This is a genomic window from Micromonospora sp. ANENR4 (assembly GCF_015354395.1).
GTDB lineage: Bacteria > Actinomycetota > Actinomycetes > Mycobacteriales > Micromonosporaceae > Micromonospora > Micromonospora aurantiaca.
On sequence record NZ_JADKYQ010000013.1, the window covers coordinates 181,171 to 197,260 of the forward strand.

At 74.6% G+C, this 16,090-nt stretch carries 17 protein-coding genes; 4 read left to right on the top strand and 13 right to left on the bottom strand.

What is annotated here, in order from left to right:
- Positions 1–150 precede the first annotated feature (150 nt).
- Positions 151–417, top strand: a complete 267-nt coding sequence (rpsT, locus tag IRY44_RS23350) for a 30S ribosomal protein S20 (protein ID WP_013287988.1) — start codon at positions 151–153, stop codon at positions 415–417.
- A gap of 298 nt (positions 418–715) precedes the next feature.
- On the opposite strand, the gene IRY44_RS23355 is transcribed toward rpsT, so the two are convergent.
- The 4 genes from IRY44_RS23355 to IRY44_RS23370 form a co-directional block, all read right to left on the bottom strand.
- Positions 716–1,207 (bottom strand): hypothetical protein, encoded by a 492-nt coding sequence (locus tag IRY44_RS23355; RefSeq protein WP_194802360.1) that lies wholly within the window; start codon positions 1,205–1,207, stop codon positions 716–718.
- Entirely contained in the window at positions 1,204–2,184 is a 981-nt protein-coding gene (gene holA, locus IRY44_RS23360) for a DNA polymerase III subunit delta (protein WP_013287990.1), read from the bottom strand. The genes IRY44_RS23355 and holA overlap by 4 nt, the downstream gene beginning before the upstream one ends.
- Before the next feature lie 123 nt (positions 2,185–2,307).
- Positions 2,308–4,719: a ComEC/Rec2 family competence protein gene (locus IRY44_RS23365; RefSeq protein ID WP_370584994.1), complete on the bottom strand. Its 2,412-nt coding sequence runs from the start codon at positions 4,717–4,719 to the stop codon at positions 2,308–2,310.
- Positions 4,716–5,507, bottom strand: coding sequence for a ComEA family DNA-binding protein (locus IRY44_RS23370; protein WP_194802399.1), 792 nt, complete (start codon positions 5,505–5,507; stop codon positions 4,716–4,718). The genes IRY44_RS23365 and IRY44_RS23370 overlap by 4 nt, the downstream gene beginning before the upstream one ends.
- Between IRY44_RS23370 and IRY44_RS23375 the strand changes: the two genes are divergently transcribed.
- On the top strand, positions 5,448–5,927 hold the full coding sequence (locus IRY44_RS23375; protein WP_194802403.1) for a hypothetical protein: 480 nt from the start codon (positions 5,448–5,450) through the stop codon (positions 5,925–5,927). The two genes, IRY44_RS23370 and IRY44_RS23375, sit on opposite strands and share 60 nt — an antisense overlap.
- An 82-nt stretch (positions 5,928–6,009) precedes the next feature.
- Here the strand turns inward: IRY44_RS23375 and IRY44_RS23380 are convergent, their stop codons facing one another.
- From IRY44_RS23380 to pepN, 6 genes are all read right to left on the bottom strand, one after another.
- A complete protein-coding gene (locus tag IRY44_RS23380) occupies positions 6,010–6,786 on the bottom strand; it encodes an SDR family NAD(P)-dependent oxidoreductase (RefSeq protein ID WP_194802361.1) in 777 nt (258 codons plus the stop codon).
- A 9-nt stretch (positions 6,787–6,795) separates the two neighbouring features.
- A complete protein-coding gene (locus IRY44_RS23385; protein WP_194802362.1) occupies positions 6,796–7,650 on the bottom strand; it encodes a DegV family protein in 855 nt (284 codons plus the stop codon).
- 48 nt (positions 7,651–7,698) lie between these two features.
- Positions 7,699–8,328, bottom strand: coding sequence for a histidine phosphatase family protein (locus IRY44_RS23390; RefSeq protein ID WP_194802363.1), 630 nt, complete (start codon positions 8,326–8,328; stop codon positions 7,699–7,701).
- Positions 8,325–8,729, bottom strand: a complete 405-nt coding sequence (gene rsfS / locus IRY44_RS23395) for a ribosome silencing factor (RefSeq protein ID WP_194802364.1) — start codon at positions 8,727–8,729, stop codon at positions 8,325–8,327. The genes IRY44_RS23390 and rsfS overlap by 4 nt, the downstream gene beginning before the upstream one ends.
- Before the next feature lie 110 nt (positions 8,730–8,839).
- The gene (gene nadD, locus IRY44_RS23400) at positions 8,840–9,436 is read right to left on the bottom strand and encodes a nicotinate-nucleotide adenylyltransferase (protein ID WP_013475510.1); all 597 of its coding nucleotides are present in this window, start codon (positions 9,434–9,436) and stop codon (positions 8,840–8,842) included.
- An 83-nt stretch (positions 9,437–9,519) separates the two neighbouring features.
- A complete protein-coding gene (gene pepN / locus IRY44_RS23405; RefSeq protein ID WP_194802365.1) occupies positions 9,520–12,036 on the bottom strand; it encodes an aminopeptidase N in 2,517 nt (838 codons plus the stop codon).
- A gap of 66 nt (positions 12,037–12,102) precedes the next feature.
- On the opposite strand from pepN, the gene IRY44_RS23410 reads away from it, so the two are divergent.
- Positions 12,103–12,321 carry a DUF397 domain-containing protein gene (locus IRY44_RS23410; RefSeq protein WP_013287999.1) on the top strand — a complete coding sequence of 73 codons (219 nt, stop codon included), beginning with the start codon at positions 12,103–12,105 and terminating at the stop codon, positions 12,319–12,321.
- Positions 12,322–12,328: 7 nt separating this feature from the next.
- On the opposite strand, the gene IRY44_RS23415 is transcribed toward IRY44_RS23410, so the two are convergent.
- Positions 12,329–12,715 (bottom strand): hypothetical protein, encoded by a 387-nt coding sequence (locus tag IRY44_RS23415; RefSeq protein WP_194802366.1) that lies wholly within the window; start codon positions 12,713–12,715, stop codon positions 12,329–12,331.
- A gap of 237 nt (positions 12,716–12,952) precedes the next feature.
- Here IRY44_RS23415 and IRY44_RS23420 point away from each other — a divergent pair, with 237 nt between their 5' ends.
- A complete protein-coding gene (locus tag IRY44_RS23420; protein ID WP_194802367.1) occupies positions 12,953–14,236 on the top strand; it encodes a cytochrome P450 in 1,284 nt (427 codons plus the stop codon).
- Between the two features lie 22 nt (positions 14,237–14,258).
- On the opposite strand, the gene IRY44_RS23425 is transcribed toward IRY44_RS23420, so the two are convergent.
- Both IRY44_RS23425 and IRY44_RS23430 read right to left on the bottom strand, forming a co-directional pair.
- Positions 14,259–15,437, bottom strand: coding sequence for a zinc-dependent alcohol dehydrogenase (locus IRY44_RS23425; protein ID WP_194802368.1), 1,179 nt, complete (start codon positions 15,435–15,437; stop codon positions 14,259–14,261).
- On the bottom strand, positions 15,434–16,072 hold the full coding sequence (locus IRY44_RS23430; RefSeq protein ID WP_194802369.1) for a cyclase: 639 nt from the start codon (positions 16,070–16,072) through the stop codon (positions 15,434–15,436). Before IRY44_RS23430 ends, IRY44_RS23425 begins: the two co-directional genes overlap by 4 nt.
- Between the last annotated feature and the right edge of the window lie 18 nt (positions 16,073–16,090).

A 16,090-nucleotide genomic window follows, 5' to 3' on the forward strand; every position in this document is an offset into this window, starting at 1 on the left:
ATGCTGGTGACGAGGGTCGGGTGGGCCCCGGCCGGAGGCGTTTTGGCTCGTCCGGGGCCGACCTGGTAGCCTGGCTTTTCGCGCGGCGATGACGCATGCTCGTCGTGCGCGAAAGCAGACCAACCCGAGCTATCAAGACGAGGCTGTCGCGTGGCGAACATCAAGTCCCAGATCAAGCGCAACCGGCAGAACGAGAAGCGCCGGCTGCGTAACAAGTCGGTCAAGTCGTCGCTGAAGACCGCCATCCGGAAGTTCCACGAGGCTGCCGAGGCGGGCGACACCGAGAAGGCCACCGTGCTCATGCGTGAGGCCACCCGCAAGCTGGACAAGGCTGCCAGCAAGGGTGTCATCCACTCGAACCAGGCGGCCAACCGGAAGTCGGCGATCGCCAAGCGCGTCGCCTCGTTCTCTGCCTGACCAGCGCTACAGATTCCACCGGAAGCCCCGGGGCCACGAGCCCACGGGGCTTCCGCCTGTCCGCACTCCCCCGCAGCGCCGCGGTGCCCGCCACGCACCGCGCCGCGCGCGTGCCGCGGTGCGATCACCCCGTAGATCTTGGTACGAAATGGCCCCCATAGGGGCCGAAATCGTCCAAGATCTCCGTGCGACTGCCGGCACAACGCCGACCTGGAGTGTCACGCCCCGGCGGCGCGCCCGCGGTACCTCCGGAGGGCGCAGCGCGAGGCGGCGGGAGAGCGCACCCCGGTGGCTGCGGCTATCGCTCGTTCGGGCGGTCGAATGTCGCGCGTTGCGGATGGTGGTAGCGGACGCCCCGGGAATCCGCGGTCACGCCGCCGGGCAACGCACGGGAACTCGCCGCGCCGCGCGGCAGCGACCCGATGCTCGTCGCGCCGCCCGGCAACGCACGGGCGCTCGTGGGCACCCGGGCCCGGCCGACCACCGGCTCCATCTGGCGGCGGAAGCGATCCCGCTCCTGCTCGGGCACCTGCGCCGCGGTGCGGACGACCATCTCGGCCACCACGTCGTTGAGCTTGACCATCGCGGCCACCGCGATCGGCAGCACCAGCACCGCCCACCAGCTCACCAGTTCGGCGAGCGCGAGCAGGACGGCCAGCGCCACCGCGCCCTCGAAGAACAGGAAGCAGAGCACCCCACCCGGGTTGACGAAACGCAGCCCCAGCACCCGGGCGTAGAGCGGGCGGTACCGCTCCTCGTCCGTGGCCACCGTCGACCACGCTCGGGTCACCGGGCGCCGCCCTGCCGGGCCGCGGCCACCGAGAACACGGCCCGCTCCAGCGCGTACGCCCGGTCGTCGGCGCCGCCCTTGACCGCCGCGTTGCACTCGGCCGCCACCCGCATCGCCTCGACCAGGCCCTCCGGCGTCCAGCCCCGGGCGCGTACCTGGGCCTTCTCGATCTTCCAGGCCGGCATGCCGAGCGTCTTCGCCAGTTGGAACGCGCTGCCCCGCCCTGCGGCGGCGACCCGGGCGACGGTCCGTACGCCGTCGGCCAGCGCGTCGGCGATCGGCACCGGGTCGACGCCGACGTGCAGCGCCCATCGCAGCGCCTCCAGCGCACCTGGTACGTCACCGACCATCGTCGCGTCGGCGACGGTGAAGCCGGTGACCTCGGCCCGCCCCCGGTAGTAGCGGGCGACGGTGTCCGCGCCGATCCGCCCGTCGGTGTCGGCGACCAGTTGCGAGCAGGCGGCGGCCAGCTCGCGCATGTCGTTCCCGACGGCGGCGACCAGGGCGTCGGCCGCGTCGGGCGTGCACTTGCCGCCGATGCGGCGGATCTCGTCCCGCACGAAGGCGGCCCGCTCCCGGTCGCCCTTCAGCTTCACCGCCGGCACCACTGTGGCGCCCGCAGCCCGTAGACCGTCGGCGAACGCCTTGCCCTTGGCCCCGCCCAGGTGCAGCACCACGAGCTGCACGTCCGGGTCGGGGTTCTTCGCGTACGCGAGCAGCGCTGTGGACAGGTCCTTGCGGGCGTCCTGCCCGGAGCGGAGCACGAGCACCCGGCGACCGCCGAACAGCGACGGGCTGAGCATCTCGGCGATCTCGCCGACGGTGAGCGTGCCGGCCTGGTATTCCCGTACGTCCACGTCGGGGTCGACCTCGCGGGCCCGGGCGACGGCTTCGGTGACCGCTCGCGTGGCGAGCAGCTCCTCGTCGCCGAGGACGAGCACAATAGGAGGCAGGTCGGCGGGGGTCACGTCGCCCATACTCGCACGCCCTCCGACCCGGCCGGGCCTGCTCATCGGGGACTGTGACGGCGCAGCCCGCACACAGCGCAAATCCAGACATTTGACTTGATTCCCCATCTATCGCAACAAGATTCCCCTGGTTCAGCGTGGCGGTCCCGACTCGGCGCCGCGTTTCACCACTGCGAGGCCGGCATCCACCCGGACCGCCGCGACGTCCCCGTCGGTGTCGGTACGCAGCACCCGCGCACCAGCCCGGGTCAGCCGGTCCAGCAACCCGGCGTTGGGGTGCCCGTAGTCGTTGCCGACGCCCACGCTCACCAGCGCCACCGCCGGACGCACCGCGGCCAGGAACTCCGGCGCCTGGTACGCGGACCCGTGGTGGGCGACCTTCAGCACGTGGGCCCGGATCGCGGCGGCCGGTGTGGTCTCCAGCATCGCCCGCTGCTCCTCCGTCTCGGCGTCACCGGTGAGCAGGATCCGTACCCCGCCCACGGTGGCGGCCAGCACCAGCGAGTTGTTGTTCGGATCCGACCGGCTGCCCCGCAGCGGGTACGGCGGCCCGACCGCGACCAGGTCCACCGCGCCCGCTGACCACCGCCAGCCCGCCTGCACCGGGGTCAGCGGCGCACCGGCCCCGCGGGCCGCCTCGCGTACCTGGGCGACACCGAAGGGCGGCTCGGACCAGGACGGACCCACCACCGCACCCACCCGCCGGCCGCGGAACACCCCGGCCACACCGCCGACGTGGTCGACGTGGAAGTGGCTGACCACCAGCAGCGGCACCTCGCGTACGCGAAGGCGGCGCAGGCATGCGTCCACGCCGGACGGCTCCGGGCCGGCGTCGACCACGACGGCCCGGCCGGCGGCGACCGGCAGCACCACCGCGTCCCCCTGCCCCACCGCGCACGCCACCACCACCCAGCCGCGCGGCGGCCAGCCCGAGGCGAGCAGCCGGATCGGCACCGCACCCAGCACCACCGCCACCACGACGACAGCGATCAGCCGCCGCGCCCGGCGTCGCCGGAAGGCGAGCAGCAGCGCCACACTCACCGCCGCCAGCAGCAGGGCTCCTGCCACCCCGCCCGCCCACGGCAGGTTCCCGGCCGGCAGGTCCGCCCCGTACGCGGCGACCGCCACCAGCCAGCGCGCCGGCCAGCTCGCCAGCCAGGCCAGGAACTCCGCACCGCCCGGCCACACCGGCGACAGCACCGCCGCCAGCACGCCGAGCACGGTGGCCGGCGCGACGGCCGGCACCGCGAGCAGGTTCGCCGGCACCGCCACCAGGCTCACCGTCGCGGACAGCCCGGCGATCACCGGGCCGCAGGCCAGTTGCGCAGCGGCCGGCACCGCGAGCGCCTCCGCCAGCCCGGCCGGTACACCCCGTCGCCGCAACGCGTCCCGCCATCCCGGCGCGAGCAGCAGCAGTCCCCCGGTGGCGCAGACCGACAACGCGAAACCCGGGTCGCCCGCGAGGTCCGGGTCGTACAGGACCAGCCCGGTGACAGCGGCGGCGAGCGCCGGCAGTGCCGACCGGGACCGCCCGGCGGCGAGCGCGGCGAGCCCGATCGCGCCCATCGCGGCGGCACGCACCACGCTCGGCGATGGCCGCACCAGGATGACGAACCCGACGAGCGCGAGGACGCAGAGCACGGCGGCGGTACGCGGACCGGCGCGCGCCCAGCGGGCCAGCAGCAGCACCGCTCCCACGACGATCGCCACGTTGGACCCGGACACCGCGTTGAGGTGCGTCATCCCGGTGGCCCGGAAGTCCTCCTCCACCTCCGGCAGCAGCCGGCTGGTGTCGCCCACCACCAGACCCGGCAGCAGCCCGCCCGGCGCGTCGGGCAGCGGCTCGCAGGCCCGTTGCAGCCCGGCCCGCAGCACCCCCGCCGCCCGTTGCGGCCACGACGCGTCGCCGCGCAGCGTGGGCGGTTCGGCGGTGGAGAGCACGGCGGCGGTCAGGTCACCGCCGCGCGGGGCGGCCAGCCTCCCCCGGCTGGCGACACGCTGGCCGGGAAGCAGTGGACGCCAGGCCGGGTCGGTGGCGAGCACCAGGGCGCGTACCGGGCCGGTGACGCGGGCGCCGCCGGGGCCGGTGAGCTGGATCAGATCCACGCGGACCAACAGCATCGGTTGCCGGCCGGGCGCGCCGCGTACCGGGCGGGGATCGTCGCGCAGCACCAGCTCGGCAGTGACCGGGGCGCTGTCGGCGACGAGCGCGCGGACCGGGGCGGCGTCGCGGACCGCGACCCGCGCGCCGGTGGCCGCCGCCCCGCAGAGGACGCCGAGCAGTACGGCGACCGCGATCCAGCCGTAGCGGCTGGCCGTCACGCCCGGCCGGCCGAGCACGCCGGCCAGGTGCAGGCCCGTGAGCAGGGCGAGCGCGGCGGCGACGGCGGCCACCCACACGCTCGACCGGACACTCAGGTGCAGCCCGGCCAACGCGGCGAGCCAGGCCGCCACCGCCAGCCCGGCCAGCCGCAGGTCGGGCACGTCGCGGCCGGCCACGTCACCGTCGAGGGGCGCGGGGCGTGGCCCGCGTCCGGCGGTCACACCGTCACCAGTTCTTTGAGCTGCTCGTACCGGGCGTCGCCGATGCCGTCGACCTGCCGCAGGTCGGACACGGACCGGAACCCGCCGTTGCGGTCCCGGTGGTCGAGGATCCGCTGGGCGAGCACCGGGCCGACGCCCGGCAGCGCGTCGAGCTGGGCCAGCGTGGCGGTGTTCAGGTTGACCGGGCCCGCCGGTGCCGCCGAGCCACCCGGTGCACCACCACCGGCCGCGGCCTGCCCGGGTGGGGCGGTGACGCCGACCAGGATCAGCTCCCCGTCGGTGACCTTGCGGGCCGGGTTGAGCAGCGCCACGTCGACGCCGGGCAGCGCGCCGCCGGCCGCCTCGATCGCGTCGGCCACCCGCGCGCCGGCCGGCAGGCGGACCAGGCCGGGACGCCGGACCTTGCCGGCGAGCGCGACGACCACCTGACCGGGTGAGCCGACCGCCACCGGCGCTCCGGGAGCCGCTTCGGTCGCCGCGCTCACCGGCGCCTCGGAGGACGCCGTGACGGGCTTTACGGGCTCGGCGCTGGGACGCGCGCGCCACGCCCAGACGGCGGCCACCAGGACCACCACTGCGGCCACCGCCGCGAGCGCGCGTACACCCCGGCGGCCGGGATCGAACGCCCCAGGACCGGGCAGCCGCGACGCGAGCCCATGCCCGGATCCCGGAGCGTCGCCTGTGCCGTCGGCGTCCGAATCGTCGGAGGCCGGATCAGCCCCGAACGGATGCTCCCGCCCGCCGTCGCGCTCCGGGAATCCGGGGCGCAGCCCGAAACCCGGCTCGATCTCGTCCGGCCCACGCCCGAGCCGCCCTCGGGCACCGGGCCGACGCCGAGCAGGCGGACCGGCGTCCTGCTCGCCCGGCGGCTGTGGGTCGCGGGTGCCGGCCCGGCAAGGGGCATCCCCGAGGCTCGCGCCGGACCCGCCGGTGAAGATCGGCACGGCACCGTCCGGCCCGGGCAGGGAAAGGCCGGGCGGCCAGGAGGACCGCGCCGGCCGGCCGCCCTGCTCGACGAGATCCGGGCCGGGCTGGGCCTCTCCGGCTCGATGGCCGGACTCCCCCAGCCGGCCGGCGCGGATCGACGGAACAGCGACGGCATCCGTGAACCCGAACAGCCGGGCGAGCCGCCGCCGTACCGTCGTCTCCTGGTCGTCTGGCACGGCTCGGGACGCTACGGCGACGGCTCGTCGACCGTCGGCCGGTGAACTCCCACCTGTGGACAGCCAGCGCGCTGTGGACAGGAGCCCGATCAGCCCTGACTGTGCTAGGGCGGCCGGAAGGCGAAGCTCAGCGTGCCTCCGGGTCCAGCCCGAGCGCGGCCCGCCCACCGTCGACCGGCACCGTCGCGCCGTTGACGAACGAGGCGCGGTCGGAGAGCAGGAACGCGACCACCTCGGCCACCTCGTCGGTACGCCCGATCCGGCCGAGCGGGTGCAGCCGGGCCATCTCCGCGTCGACGTGCTCCACCCCGGCCGGGTCGAGTCCGGCCAGGTAGGCGGCGTGCCGTTCGGTGTGGATGGACCCGAGCGCGACCGCGTTGGCGCGGATCCCGCGCGGACCGTAGTCGACGGCGAGCGCCCGGGTCAGCCCCTCCAGCGCGGCCTTGGCGGTGGCGTACGGCAGTGCCCCCGGCACCGCCCGGCGGGCCTGGTGGGATGAGACGTTGACGATCGCGCCGCCGGTGCGTGCGGCCAGGAACCGGCGTACGGCGGTCGCAGCCCCGGCCACGGCGGGGCGCAGGTTCAGCGCGATCAGGTCGACGACCTCGCTCGCGGGCGCGCGGTGCAGGTCGGCGTCGCGGAAGACGGCGGCGTTGTTGACCCAGCCGGCCAGTGGCGCGTGTGCCTCGGCGCGGTCGGCGGCCCGGCCGGTGACCGCCTCGTCACCGGCGTCGCCGGTCAGGGCGTGCAGCCGGTCGGCGAGCGGGTGGCGGGCCAGCCAGTCCAGCGCGCTGGTGTCCCGCTCGACCACGACCACTGTGCCGCCGTCTGCGGCCAGCCGTTCGACGACGGCCCGTCCGACGCCGCGCCCGCCGCCGGTGACGACGTACGACAGAGCGCTCATCCGGCCACCCTATGGGGTGCGGCGGTGCACCACCACGCATGCCAGCCCGGGCCCGGCGTGCGCGGCGACGACGGCTCCGGCCTCGGTGACGTACGTGTCGTGCAGGCGATCGCCCAGCCGCTCGGTCAGCGCCGTCAGCAACTGCTCGGCGCGTTGCGGCGCGGCGAGGTGGTGCACGGCGAGGTCCACCTGGGCGTCACCTGCTGCCTCGACGGCGAGGTCGACCAGGCGTGCCACGCCCCGGCTGGCGGTGCGGACCTTGTCCTTCACCACGATCGCGCCGTCCGGCATGTGCATGATCGGCTTGACCGAGAGGGCGGTGCCGAGCAGCGCCTCGGCCGCGTTGATCCGGCCGCCCCGGCGCAGGAACTCCAGCGTGTCGACGTAGAAGTAGATGGTGGTCCTGGTGACCGCGTCCAGCGCCGCGTCGCGTACCCCGGTCAGGTCGGCGCCCTGCGCGGCGGCCGCAGCGGCGGCGAGCGCCGGGAAGCCGAGGCCCATGCCTGTGGATCGGCTGTCGACCACCGTGACGCGGTCGTCGCCGACCTCGGCGGCGGCCAGCCGGGCGGCCTCGACGGTGCCGGACAGCTCGGCGGACAGGTGCACCGACACCACGCCGTCGGCGCCCTCGGCGAGCAATCTGCGATAGACCTGCGCGAACTGTTCGGGCGCGGGCCGGGACGTGCTCACCGAGACCCGCCGGCCGCTCAGCGCGCGGGTGGCGTCGGCCGGGGAGGTCTCGACGCCCTCCAGTCCTTCCGCGCCGTTGAGCACGACTGTGAGCGGGACGACTGTGAGGCCGCGTGCGCGGATCAGGTCGGGGGGCAGGTAGGCGGTGGAGTCGGTGACGACCGCGACGGGCATGACCGGCACGCTAGCCGATGGCGCTGTGACGTGCCGGGGCCGGAGGTGTCAGACCGCGTCGGTGAGCGCCGGCTGGGTGATCAGGCCGACGTTGTGCGCGCGCAGGTGCCAGCCCCGCACGTCGTCGTGGCGCAGTTCGGTCCAGTGGCAGTTCGCCAGCGAGCCGAGGCTGCGCAGCACCGTGTGGTCCCAGCCGAGCAGGTGCCCGACGCCCTGCCGGGCGCCGCCACCGTGCGTGGTCACCACGACGGTGCCGCCGACGGCGAGGCCTGCGGCGTCCTGGAACCCGGCGCCGAGCCGGGCGCCCAGGTCGCCCAGGGGCTCGATGCCGGCGCCGGGGTCGGGGTCGCCGGCCCGCCAGCGGGCGTACTCGTCGGGGAACCGCTCGGCCGCCTCGGTCAGGGTGAGGCCCTGCCACTGGCCGAAGTGCCGTTCGCGCAGCCGGGCGTCGGAGCGGACCGGTAGCCCGGTCAGCGCCGCGAGCGCGGCGGCGGTGTCGGCGGCCCGGCGCAGGTCGCTGGCGACGATCGCGTCCGGGCGCAGCGCGGCGAGCACCGGCGCGGCGGCACGTGCCTGCTCCCGGCCGAGGTCGTTGAGCGGCACGTCGGTCTGGCCCTGGACGCGGCTTCCGGCGTTCCAGTCGGTGTTGCCGTGCCGCCAGACGATCAGGCGGGTCATTCGGCGGTGGCGGTGCCGGCGGCCGAGTCGGCCAGGTCGCGGTCCTCGAAGGGAATCTGCGGGCAGTCCTTCCAGAGCCGGTCGAGGGCGTAGAACTCGCGCTCCTCGGTGTGCTGGACGTGGACCACGATGTCGACGTAGTCGAGCAGCACCCAGCGGCCACCCCGCTCGCCCTCGCGGCGCACCGGCTTGGCCTTCTCCGGCAGCTCCAGCAGGCGCTCCTCGATGGCGTCGACGATGGCGAGGACCTGACGCTCGTTCGGAGCGGCGGCCAGCAGGAACGCGTCGGTGATCGCGAGCTGGTCGCCCACGTCGATGATGACGATGTCCTGTGCCTTCTTGTCGGCCGCGGCCTGGGCGGCGGCCATCGCCAGCTCGTGCGCGCGTTCGGAAACTGTCACCGTTCTCCTTCGATCAACCGTGCGACCCTCCAAGCGTCTCACACCCGGCGGTGCGGCGACTTGTCAGTTCTGGTCGATTTCAGGCATGAACCGGGACACACAGGGGCGAATCACCGCTGGTAAAGACGCCGCTTCGCGATGTACTGCACCACACCGTCGGGCACCAGGTACCACACCGGCTCTCCCCGGGCGACCCGCGCGCGGCAGTCGGTCGAGGAGATCGCCATCGCGGGCACCTGCACGAGGCTCACCGAGTCGGCCGGCAGGTGCTTGTCGGTGAGTTCGAAACCGGGCCGGGTCACGCCGATGAAGTGGGCCAGTTCGAGCGCTTCGTCCAGGTCCTTCCAGGAGAGGATGCGTTCCAGGGCGTCCGCGCCGGTGATGAAGAACAGCTGGGCCTTCGGGCCGTACTCGGCGTGCAGGTCGCGCAGCGTGTCGACGGTGTAGGTGGGACCGCCCCGGTCGATGTCGACCCGGCTCACCTGGAAGCGCGGGTTGGAGGCGGTGGCGATCACCGTCATGAGGTAGCGGTCCTCGGCCGGGGTGACAGCTTCCTCCGCCTTCTGCCACGGTTGCCCGGTCGGCACGAACACGACCTCGTCCAGACCGAACCGGTCGGCCACCTCACTCGCCGCCACCAGGTGCCCGTGGTGGATCGGGTCGAACGTGCCGCCCATGATGCCGACCCGCCGGATGTCTTCCTCCACCCCGCGATCGTAGGCCGCGCGGCGGGCGGGCTCGGGCGGGGTCGGCCACGCCGGGCGGGTGGGCCCCGCCCGGCGTGCCCCGGTCAGGCCGACGCGGCGGCCACCGCCGTCCGGGCCACCAGCGCCCGGCGCATGTCGTCGTCCAGGTCCGTCACCCATCGCCGCAGGCCGGGCGTGAGGTCGTCGCGGGCCAGCAGCGCCGCGGCCATCTCCCGGGTGGGTTGCGACACGGCGTAGCGGGGGTACGCGGCCACTGTGACCGCGTCGGCCACCCACGCGGTACGCAGCCGCGCCGCCGCCGGCATGTCGGTGAAGTAGCGCTCCACGTACCCGGCGGTCAGCTCGGCCTGCTCGGGCTGCCAGAAGCCCTCGGCGGTCGCCTCGACCAGCCGGTTCGACAGCTCGGTGCTGCGCGTGACGATCTCCCACGCGGCCCGCTTCGCGTCGACGTCGGGCAACGCGGCCCGGCACGCGGCAGCCTGCTCGGCGCCGGTGGCGCTGCGGTCGGCGTCGGCCTCGGCGTCGATCTCCGGCGCACCGGCGGCCCCGAGCACCACGAGTCGGCGCAGCACCGCCCAGCGCAGGTCGGCGTCGACCGCCAGACCCGGCGGCACGTCCTTGCCGGCGAGCCAGCCGGTCAGCATGGCGGTGTCGGTTGTCGCGCCGATCAGACCCCGCGCCGCCGCCAGTTGCAGGGAGCCACCCGCGGGCGCCGAGTCGAGCAGCGCCCCACATGCGGTCGCCACCCGCACCAGCGCCGCGGCCCGGGCGAGCGGGTCGAGGTAGCGGTCGATCAGCCGGCGGCTGAGCAGCAGCACGTCCTCGACGATCGTCACCTCGGTCTCGGCGGACAGCGCCGCCGCGATCAGCCCGGCGAGCGCGCCGGCCGGCCGTTCGCCGTCGGTGACCGCGTCAAGCGTCTCGGCCCAGAGCAGCGCCCGGGCCAGCGAGTCGTCGAGCCCCGGCAGCAGCAGCGGCACCGCGTCCGCCGAGGCCGGGTCGAGGCGGATCTTCGCGAACGTCAGGTCACCGGCGTTCGGCAGCACGAGCCCGGTGGCGGGCCGTCCGACCAGCTCGGGCAGCGGCGTCCGGCCGCCGTCGGCGTCGGGGTCGAGGTCGACCTCGAACCGGTACGCCGGGCCGTCCGCGGTGTGGTGGGCCACACCGATGCGGTGCGGCCGCAGCACCGGGTGGCTCGCCGGGGCGGTCTGCACGATCGCCACGTCGGTCCACCGCCCGTCGGCGTCCACGGCGGTGTCGACCCGCAGCGTGTTCACCTGCGCGCGGCGCAGCCAGCGTTCCGCCCAGCCGTCCAGGTCGCGGCCGCTCGCCGTACCCAGGGCGGCCAGCAGGTCGGCGAGCGTCGCGTTGCCGAACCGGTGCGCGGCGAAGTGCGCGTTCAGCCCGGCCAGGAACGCCTCGTCACCGAGCCAGGCGACGAGCTGGCGCAGCACGCTGGCGCCCTTGGCGTACGAGATGCCGTCGAAGTTCAGCAGCGCCTGTGCGGCGTCTGCCACCTCCTCCGGCGCCACCGGGTGGGTGGAGGGACGCTGGTCGGCGGTGTAGCCCCAGGCCTTGCGGTGGCTCGCGAACGTGGTCCACGCCCGGTCGAACCGGGTCGCCTCGGCGGTGACCCGGGTGCCCAGGTATTCGGCGAAGGACTCGTTGAGCCACAGGTCGTCCCACCAGCTCATGGTGACCAGGTCACCGAACCACATGTGCGCCATCTCGTGGGCGATGGTGGTGGCGCGCAGCTCCCGCTGGGTGTCGGTGACCGCTGAGCGATAGACGTAGTCGTCGCGGATCGTGACCAGGCCCGGGTTCTCCATCGCGCCGGCGTTGAACTCGGGCACGAACGCCTGGTCGTACTTGCCGAACGGGTAGCGCTCGGCGAACAGCTCGTGGAAGCGGTCGAGGCACTGCCGGGTGACGGTGAGGATCTCCTCGGCGTCGGCGTCCAGGTGCTCGGCGAGCGAACGCCGGCAGTAGAGGCCGAGCGGGATGCCGTCGTGTTCGGCGCGCAGCACGTGCCAGGGCCCGGCGATCAGCGAGACGAAGTAGGTGGCCAGCGGCTCGGTGGTGGCGAACTCCCAGCGCCCCGGTGCGGGCCGGTCGGCGAGCGGCCCGTTGGCGGCGACGGTCCACTCCGGCGGCGCGGTGACGGTCAGCGTCACCGGGGCCTTCAGGTCGGGCTGGTCGAACGCGGCGAAGATGCGCGGCCCGTCGTCCAGGAAGGACAGCGCGTAGAGGTAGGTCTCGCCGTCGGCCGGGTCGACGAAACGGTGCAGCCCCTCGCCGGTGTTGGAGTAGGCCATCTCGGCCTCGACGGTGAGCGTGTTGTCCTCGGCCAGGCCGGTCAGCGGCAGCCGGTCGCCGGCGAGCAGGGCCGGGTCGAGGTCGTTGCCGTTGAGGCGGGCGGCGAGGAGTCGGCGCGGCTTGACGTCGACGAAGGTCTCGGCGTCGGGGGTGGCCCGGAACCGGATGGTGACGGCGGAGCGGAACCGCTCGGCGTCGCCGGTCAGGTCGAGGTCCACATCGTAGGACTCGACGGTGATCGACGCGCGGCGCGCGGTCGCCTCTGCACGGGTGAGGCTCGGCATCCGCTTATCCTGCCCGATGTGGTCCGCTCGGGCCGCCTCGTTACGCATGGCGATGGAGGAGCAGCGATGGGTCAGCACCCCAAGGGCGATTTCGACCTCTCCCGGGCGGTTTGGCAGCGGGCTGAGGGCGACACCTCCGAGGGAGCGGTCGAAGTGGCCTTCGTCGACGACCTGATCGGTATGCGCAACTCCGCCGAGCCGGACGGGCCGGTGCTGGTCTTCACCCAGGCCGAATGGGACGCGTTCGTCGCGGGCGCCCAGGACGGCGAGTTCGACCTGGACTGAGCGCACCTCAGTCACCGTCGCCCCAGCCGAGCCCGCCCGGGCCGGGCGCGTGGTGGAAGCCGGGGTGACCGGCCACGTCGGCGCAGCGCTCGCCGTCGGGCCCGGCGGCGTCGCAGAACAGCCGCTCGGCGCGGTGCCAGGCGTCCGCCGGGGACAGCGCCGCCGCGGCGAGCGCCAGCTCCGGGCGGAGCAGGCCGAGCGCTTCGGCGTACGCCACGGCGTGCTCGCGCGCGACCGCCGGATCGTCGGCGGCGAAGCCCAGGTGCACGGTGAAGTAGCGCGGCGGGCGGGCGGCGGCGCGCCGGGGCGTGCCGATCAGCGGCCCGTCGCGGCCGTCGCCGCGCAGCCGGGCCGGTGCCTCGCGGTGCCGTCGTGCCGCCCTGTCGTCACGCATCGGTACCCTCCCCCGTCGTCGATGACGCCCCCGGACGTCGCGCCGGCGGGCGGCGGGCCGGTCGCCGCCGGTCCGCGAACCCGAGCCAACCAGCTTTTCCGGGCCCGGGGAGGGGCCAGCGCCCGCCCGCGTGGCCGGCCCCTCCCCCAGGGGGCCGGAGCTGCTGGAATGGAGGGTTCGGCCGCGTCGGCCCGGGTAGGTAGGCAGCGCCGCCGAACCGCGTCAGGAGCAGCCGAGATGAGCACCATGCCGAGCGACCGGAGCCCGGACAGCACGCTGGCGTTCCTCCGGGAGGGCTACCGCTTCGTCGGCTCCCGCTGCGACCGCCTCGGCAGCGACGTCTTCCAGACCCGGCTGCTGTTGGAGCCGACGATCTGCCTGCGCGGCCGGGAAGCAGCCGAGCTGTTCTACGACGAGGAGCGGTTCGTCCGGCGCGGCGCCATGCCGATGCGCGGGCAGCGCACGCTCACCGGCGTCGGCGGCGTGCAGGGCCTCGACGGGCAGGCCCACCAGGTCCGCAAGGCGATGTTCATGTCGATCATGACGCCGGCCGCGATCCGCCGCCTCGGGGAGATCTTCGACGAGCAGTGGCAGGCCCGGATCCCGGTCTGGGCGCAGGACGGCCCGGTGGTGCTCTACGACGAGGTGGGCCGGATCCTGACCCGTACGGTCTGGGCCTGGGCCGGGGTTCCGCTGGCCGAGGCAGACGTGCCGCGCCGCACCGCCGAGATGCACGCCATGATCGAGGCGCCGGCCGCGGTGGGCCCCCGGCACTGGCGCGGACGGCGCGGCCGCCGGCACGCGCAACGCTGGGCCGGCGAGCTGATCGAGCGGGTACGCGCGGGCGCGGTATCCGCCCCGGAGGGCAGCGCACTGGCGGTGGTGGCCGGGCACCGGGACGAACGAGGGCTGCCGCTGCCGCGCCGGATCGCCGCTGTGGAGCTGCTGAACGTGCTGCGCCCCACCGTCGCGGTGGACCGGTACGTGGTCTTCGCCGCGCTGGCGCTGCACGACCACCCGCACTGGCGGGACCGGCTACCGGGCGATGACGCCGCGACCGAGCAGTTCGTGCAGGAGGTACGCCGCTACTACCCGTTCTTCCCGGTCGCCGCGGCCCGGGTCCGCCGCTCGTTCCAGTGGCGCGGGTACGCGTTCCCGCAGGGCCGGCGGGTGCTGCTCGACCTGTACGGCACCAATCACCACCCCGACGTGTGGCCGGAGCCGGAACGGTTCCGCCCGGAGCGCTTCGTGGGCTGGCGCGACGACCCGTTCGGCCTGGTCCCGCAGGGCGGCGGCGACCACTTCACCGGCCACCGCTGCGCCGGTGAGTGGATCACGATCGAGCTGATGAAACGGGCGGTGACGAACCTGACCGGCGCGATGAGCTACCGCGTACCGCCGCAGGACCTGGCGCTCGACCTCGGCGCCATGCCGGCGTTGCCGCCCGGCGGCCTGGTGCTCGACGGGGTACGCCCGGCCGACGGCGCACGCCCGGCCGGTGGGGTACGCCCGCTGCGCTGAACCGGGCGCACCCCTGGCACGGTCAGGCGGCCTGCGGGTGCAGCACGGTACGCAGGCAGCCGTCCTCCTTCTTCTCGAAGATCTCGTAACCCCGGGCGCCCTGCTCCAGCGACATCGGGTGGGTGGCCAGGTAGCCGGGGTCGATCTCGCCGGCCGCTACCCGGTCCAGCAGCATCGGGATGTAGCGCTGGGCGTGCATCTGCCCCATCCGCAGCACCAGGGCCTTGTTCATGGCCGCGCCGAGCGGGAACTTGTCCACCAGACCGCCGTACACGCCGACGATGCTCACCGTGCCGCCCTTGCGGGCCGCCATGATCGCCTGCCGGACCGAGGTGGGGCGGTCGGTCTGTGCGCGTACCGTCTGCTTGGCCTTGTCGTACGCGTAGACCGGGCCGACGTCGTACGACTCCATGCCGACGGCCTCGATGCAGGCGTCCGGGCCGCGCCCGGCGGTCATCTCCCGCAGCGCCTCCAGCACGTCGGTCTCGGCGTAGTTGATCGTCTCCACGCCGAGGCGCTGCGCGGCGGTGGCGAGCCGCTCCGGCAGCCGGTCGATGACCACGACCCGCTCGGCGCCGAGGATCTGCGCGGACCGGGCCGCCATCTGGCCGACGCCACCGGCACCCCAGACCGCCACCACCTCGCCGCCCTTGAGGTTGCAGAAGTCGGCGGCCATCCAGCCGGTCGGCATCGCGTCGGAGGCGAACACGACCGAGTCGTCCGGCACCCCGTCCGGCACGGTGAACGCGCCGACGTCGCCGAACGGCACCCGGATGTACTCGGCGTGACTGCCCGCGTAGCCGCCCGCCGCGTGCGAGTAGCCGAGGATGCCGGCGGGCGAGTGGCCCCACAGCTTTTCGGTGAAGACCGGCTGCGGGTTGGAGTTGTCGCACAGCGAGAACTGCTCGGTGCGGCAGTACCAGCACGAGCCGCAGGCCACCACGGATCCGACCACGACACGGTCGCCGACGGAGATCCGGCGCACGTCCGGGCCGGTCTCGACCACCTCGCCCATGAACTCGTGGCCGAGGATGTCACCCTCGCGCATCGCCGGCAGGTAACCGTTGATCAGGTGCAGGTCGGAGCCGCAGACGCTGCTCGCGCGCACCTTGACGATGATGTCGCCGCCGGACCTGATGGTCGGCTCCGGCACGTCCCGCACGGCCAGCTTGCCGACGCCCTCCCAGCACAACGCCCTCACGGTCGTCCTCCCGCCATCAGCTTCTCGCGTACCTTGTCCGTCGCCCGTTCCTGGCGCGGGCTGCGCCCGGACGGGTCGTGCCGGGTGTCGAGCACCTGGCCGGTCTCGACCAGCGACTTGATCCGGCGCAGCGCCGTGCGCAGTCCCAGGTCCGGGTCGCTGCCGCCGACGAGGCCGACCGCCCGCCGGATCGGCCCGGAACGCCACCGCAGCTCGGCCCGGATCTCGGTGCCCCGGTCCTGGGGGGCGGCGGCCAGTTCGACCCGGCCGCGCTGGGCGACCGGACCGTCGGTGACCCGCCAGCTCAACCGGCCCGGTCCGTCGACGGTGATCTCGGCCCGCCACTCGGTGCCGCCGCCGGCCGGGTCGGCCGCCACACAGCGCCACCGGTTCGCGTCGAGCTGCTCCAGCGTGGCCCACTCGGCCAGCCCCCGGTCGAGCCGTTCCCGGTCGGTCCAGAACCCGATCACCTCGTCCACCGGCCGGTTCACGGTGATCCCGCGGCGCACCACGTACCAGCCGTCCTCCCGGTCGGGTTGGTGCCGGTGCCGCCGACGGGCCACCGTCCGGGTGACTCCGAGCGCGGCCACCGCGGCAGCGCCGGCCAGCGTCCATCTCGTCGCGTTGCTGGGCATCACGTCTCCCTCCGACTC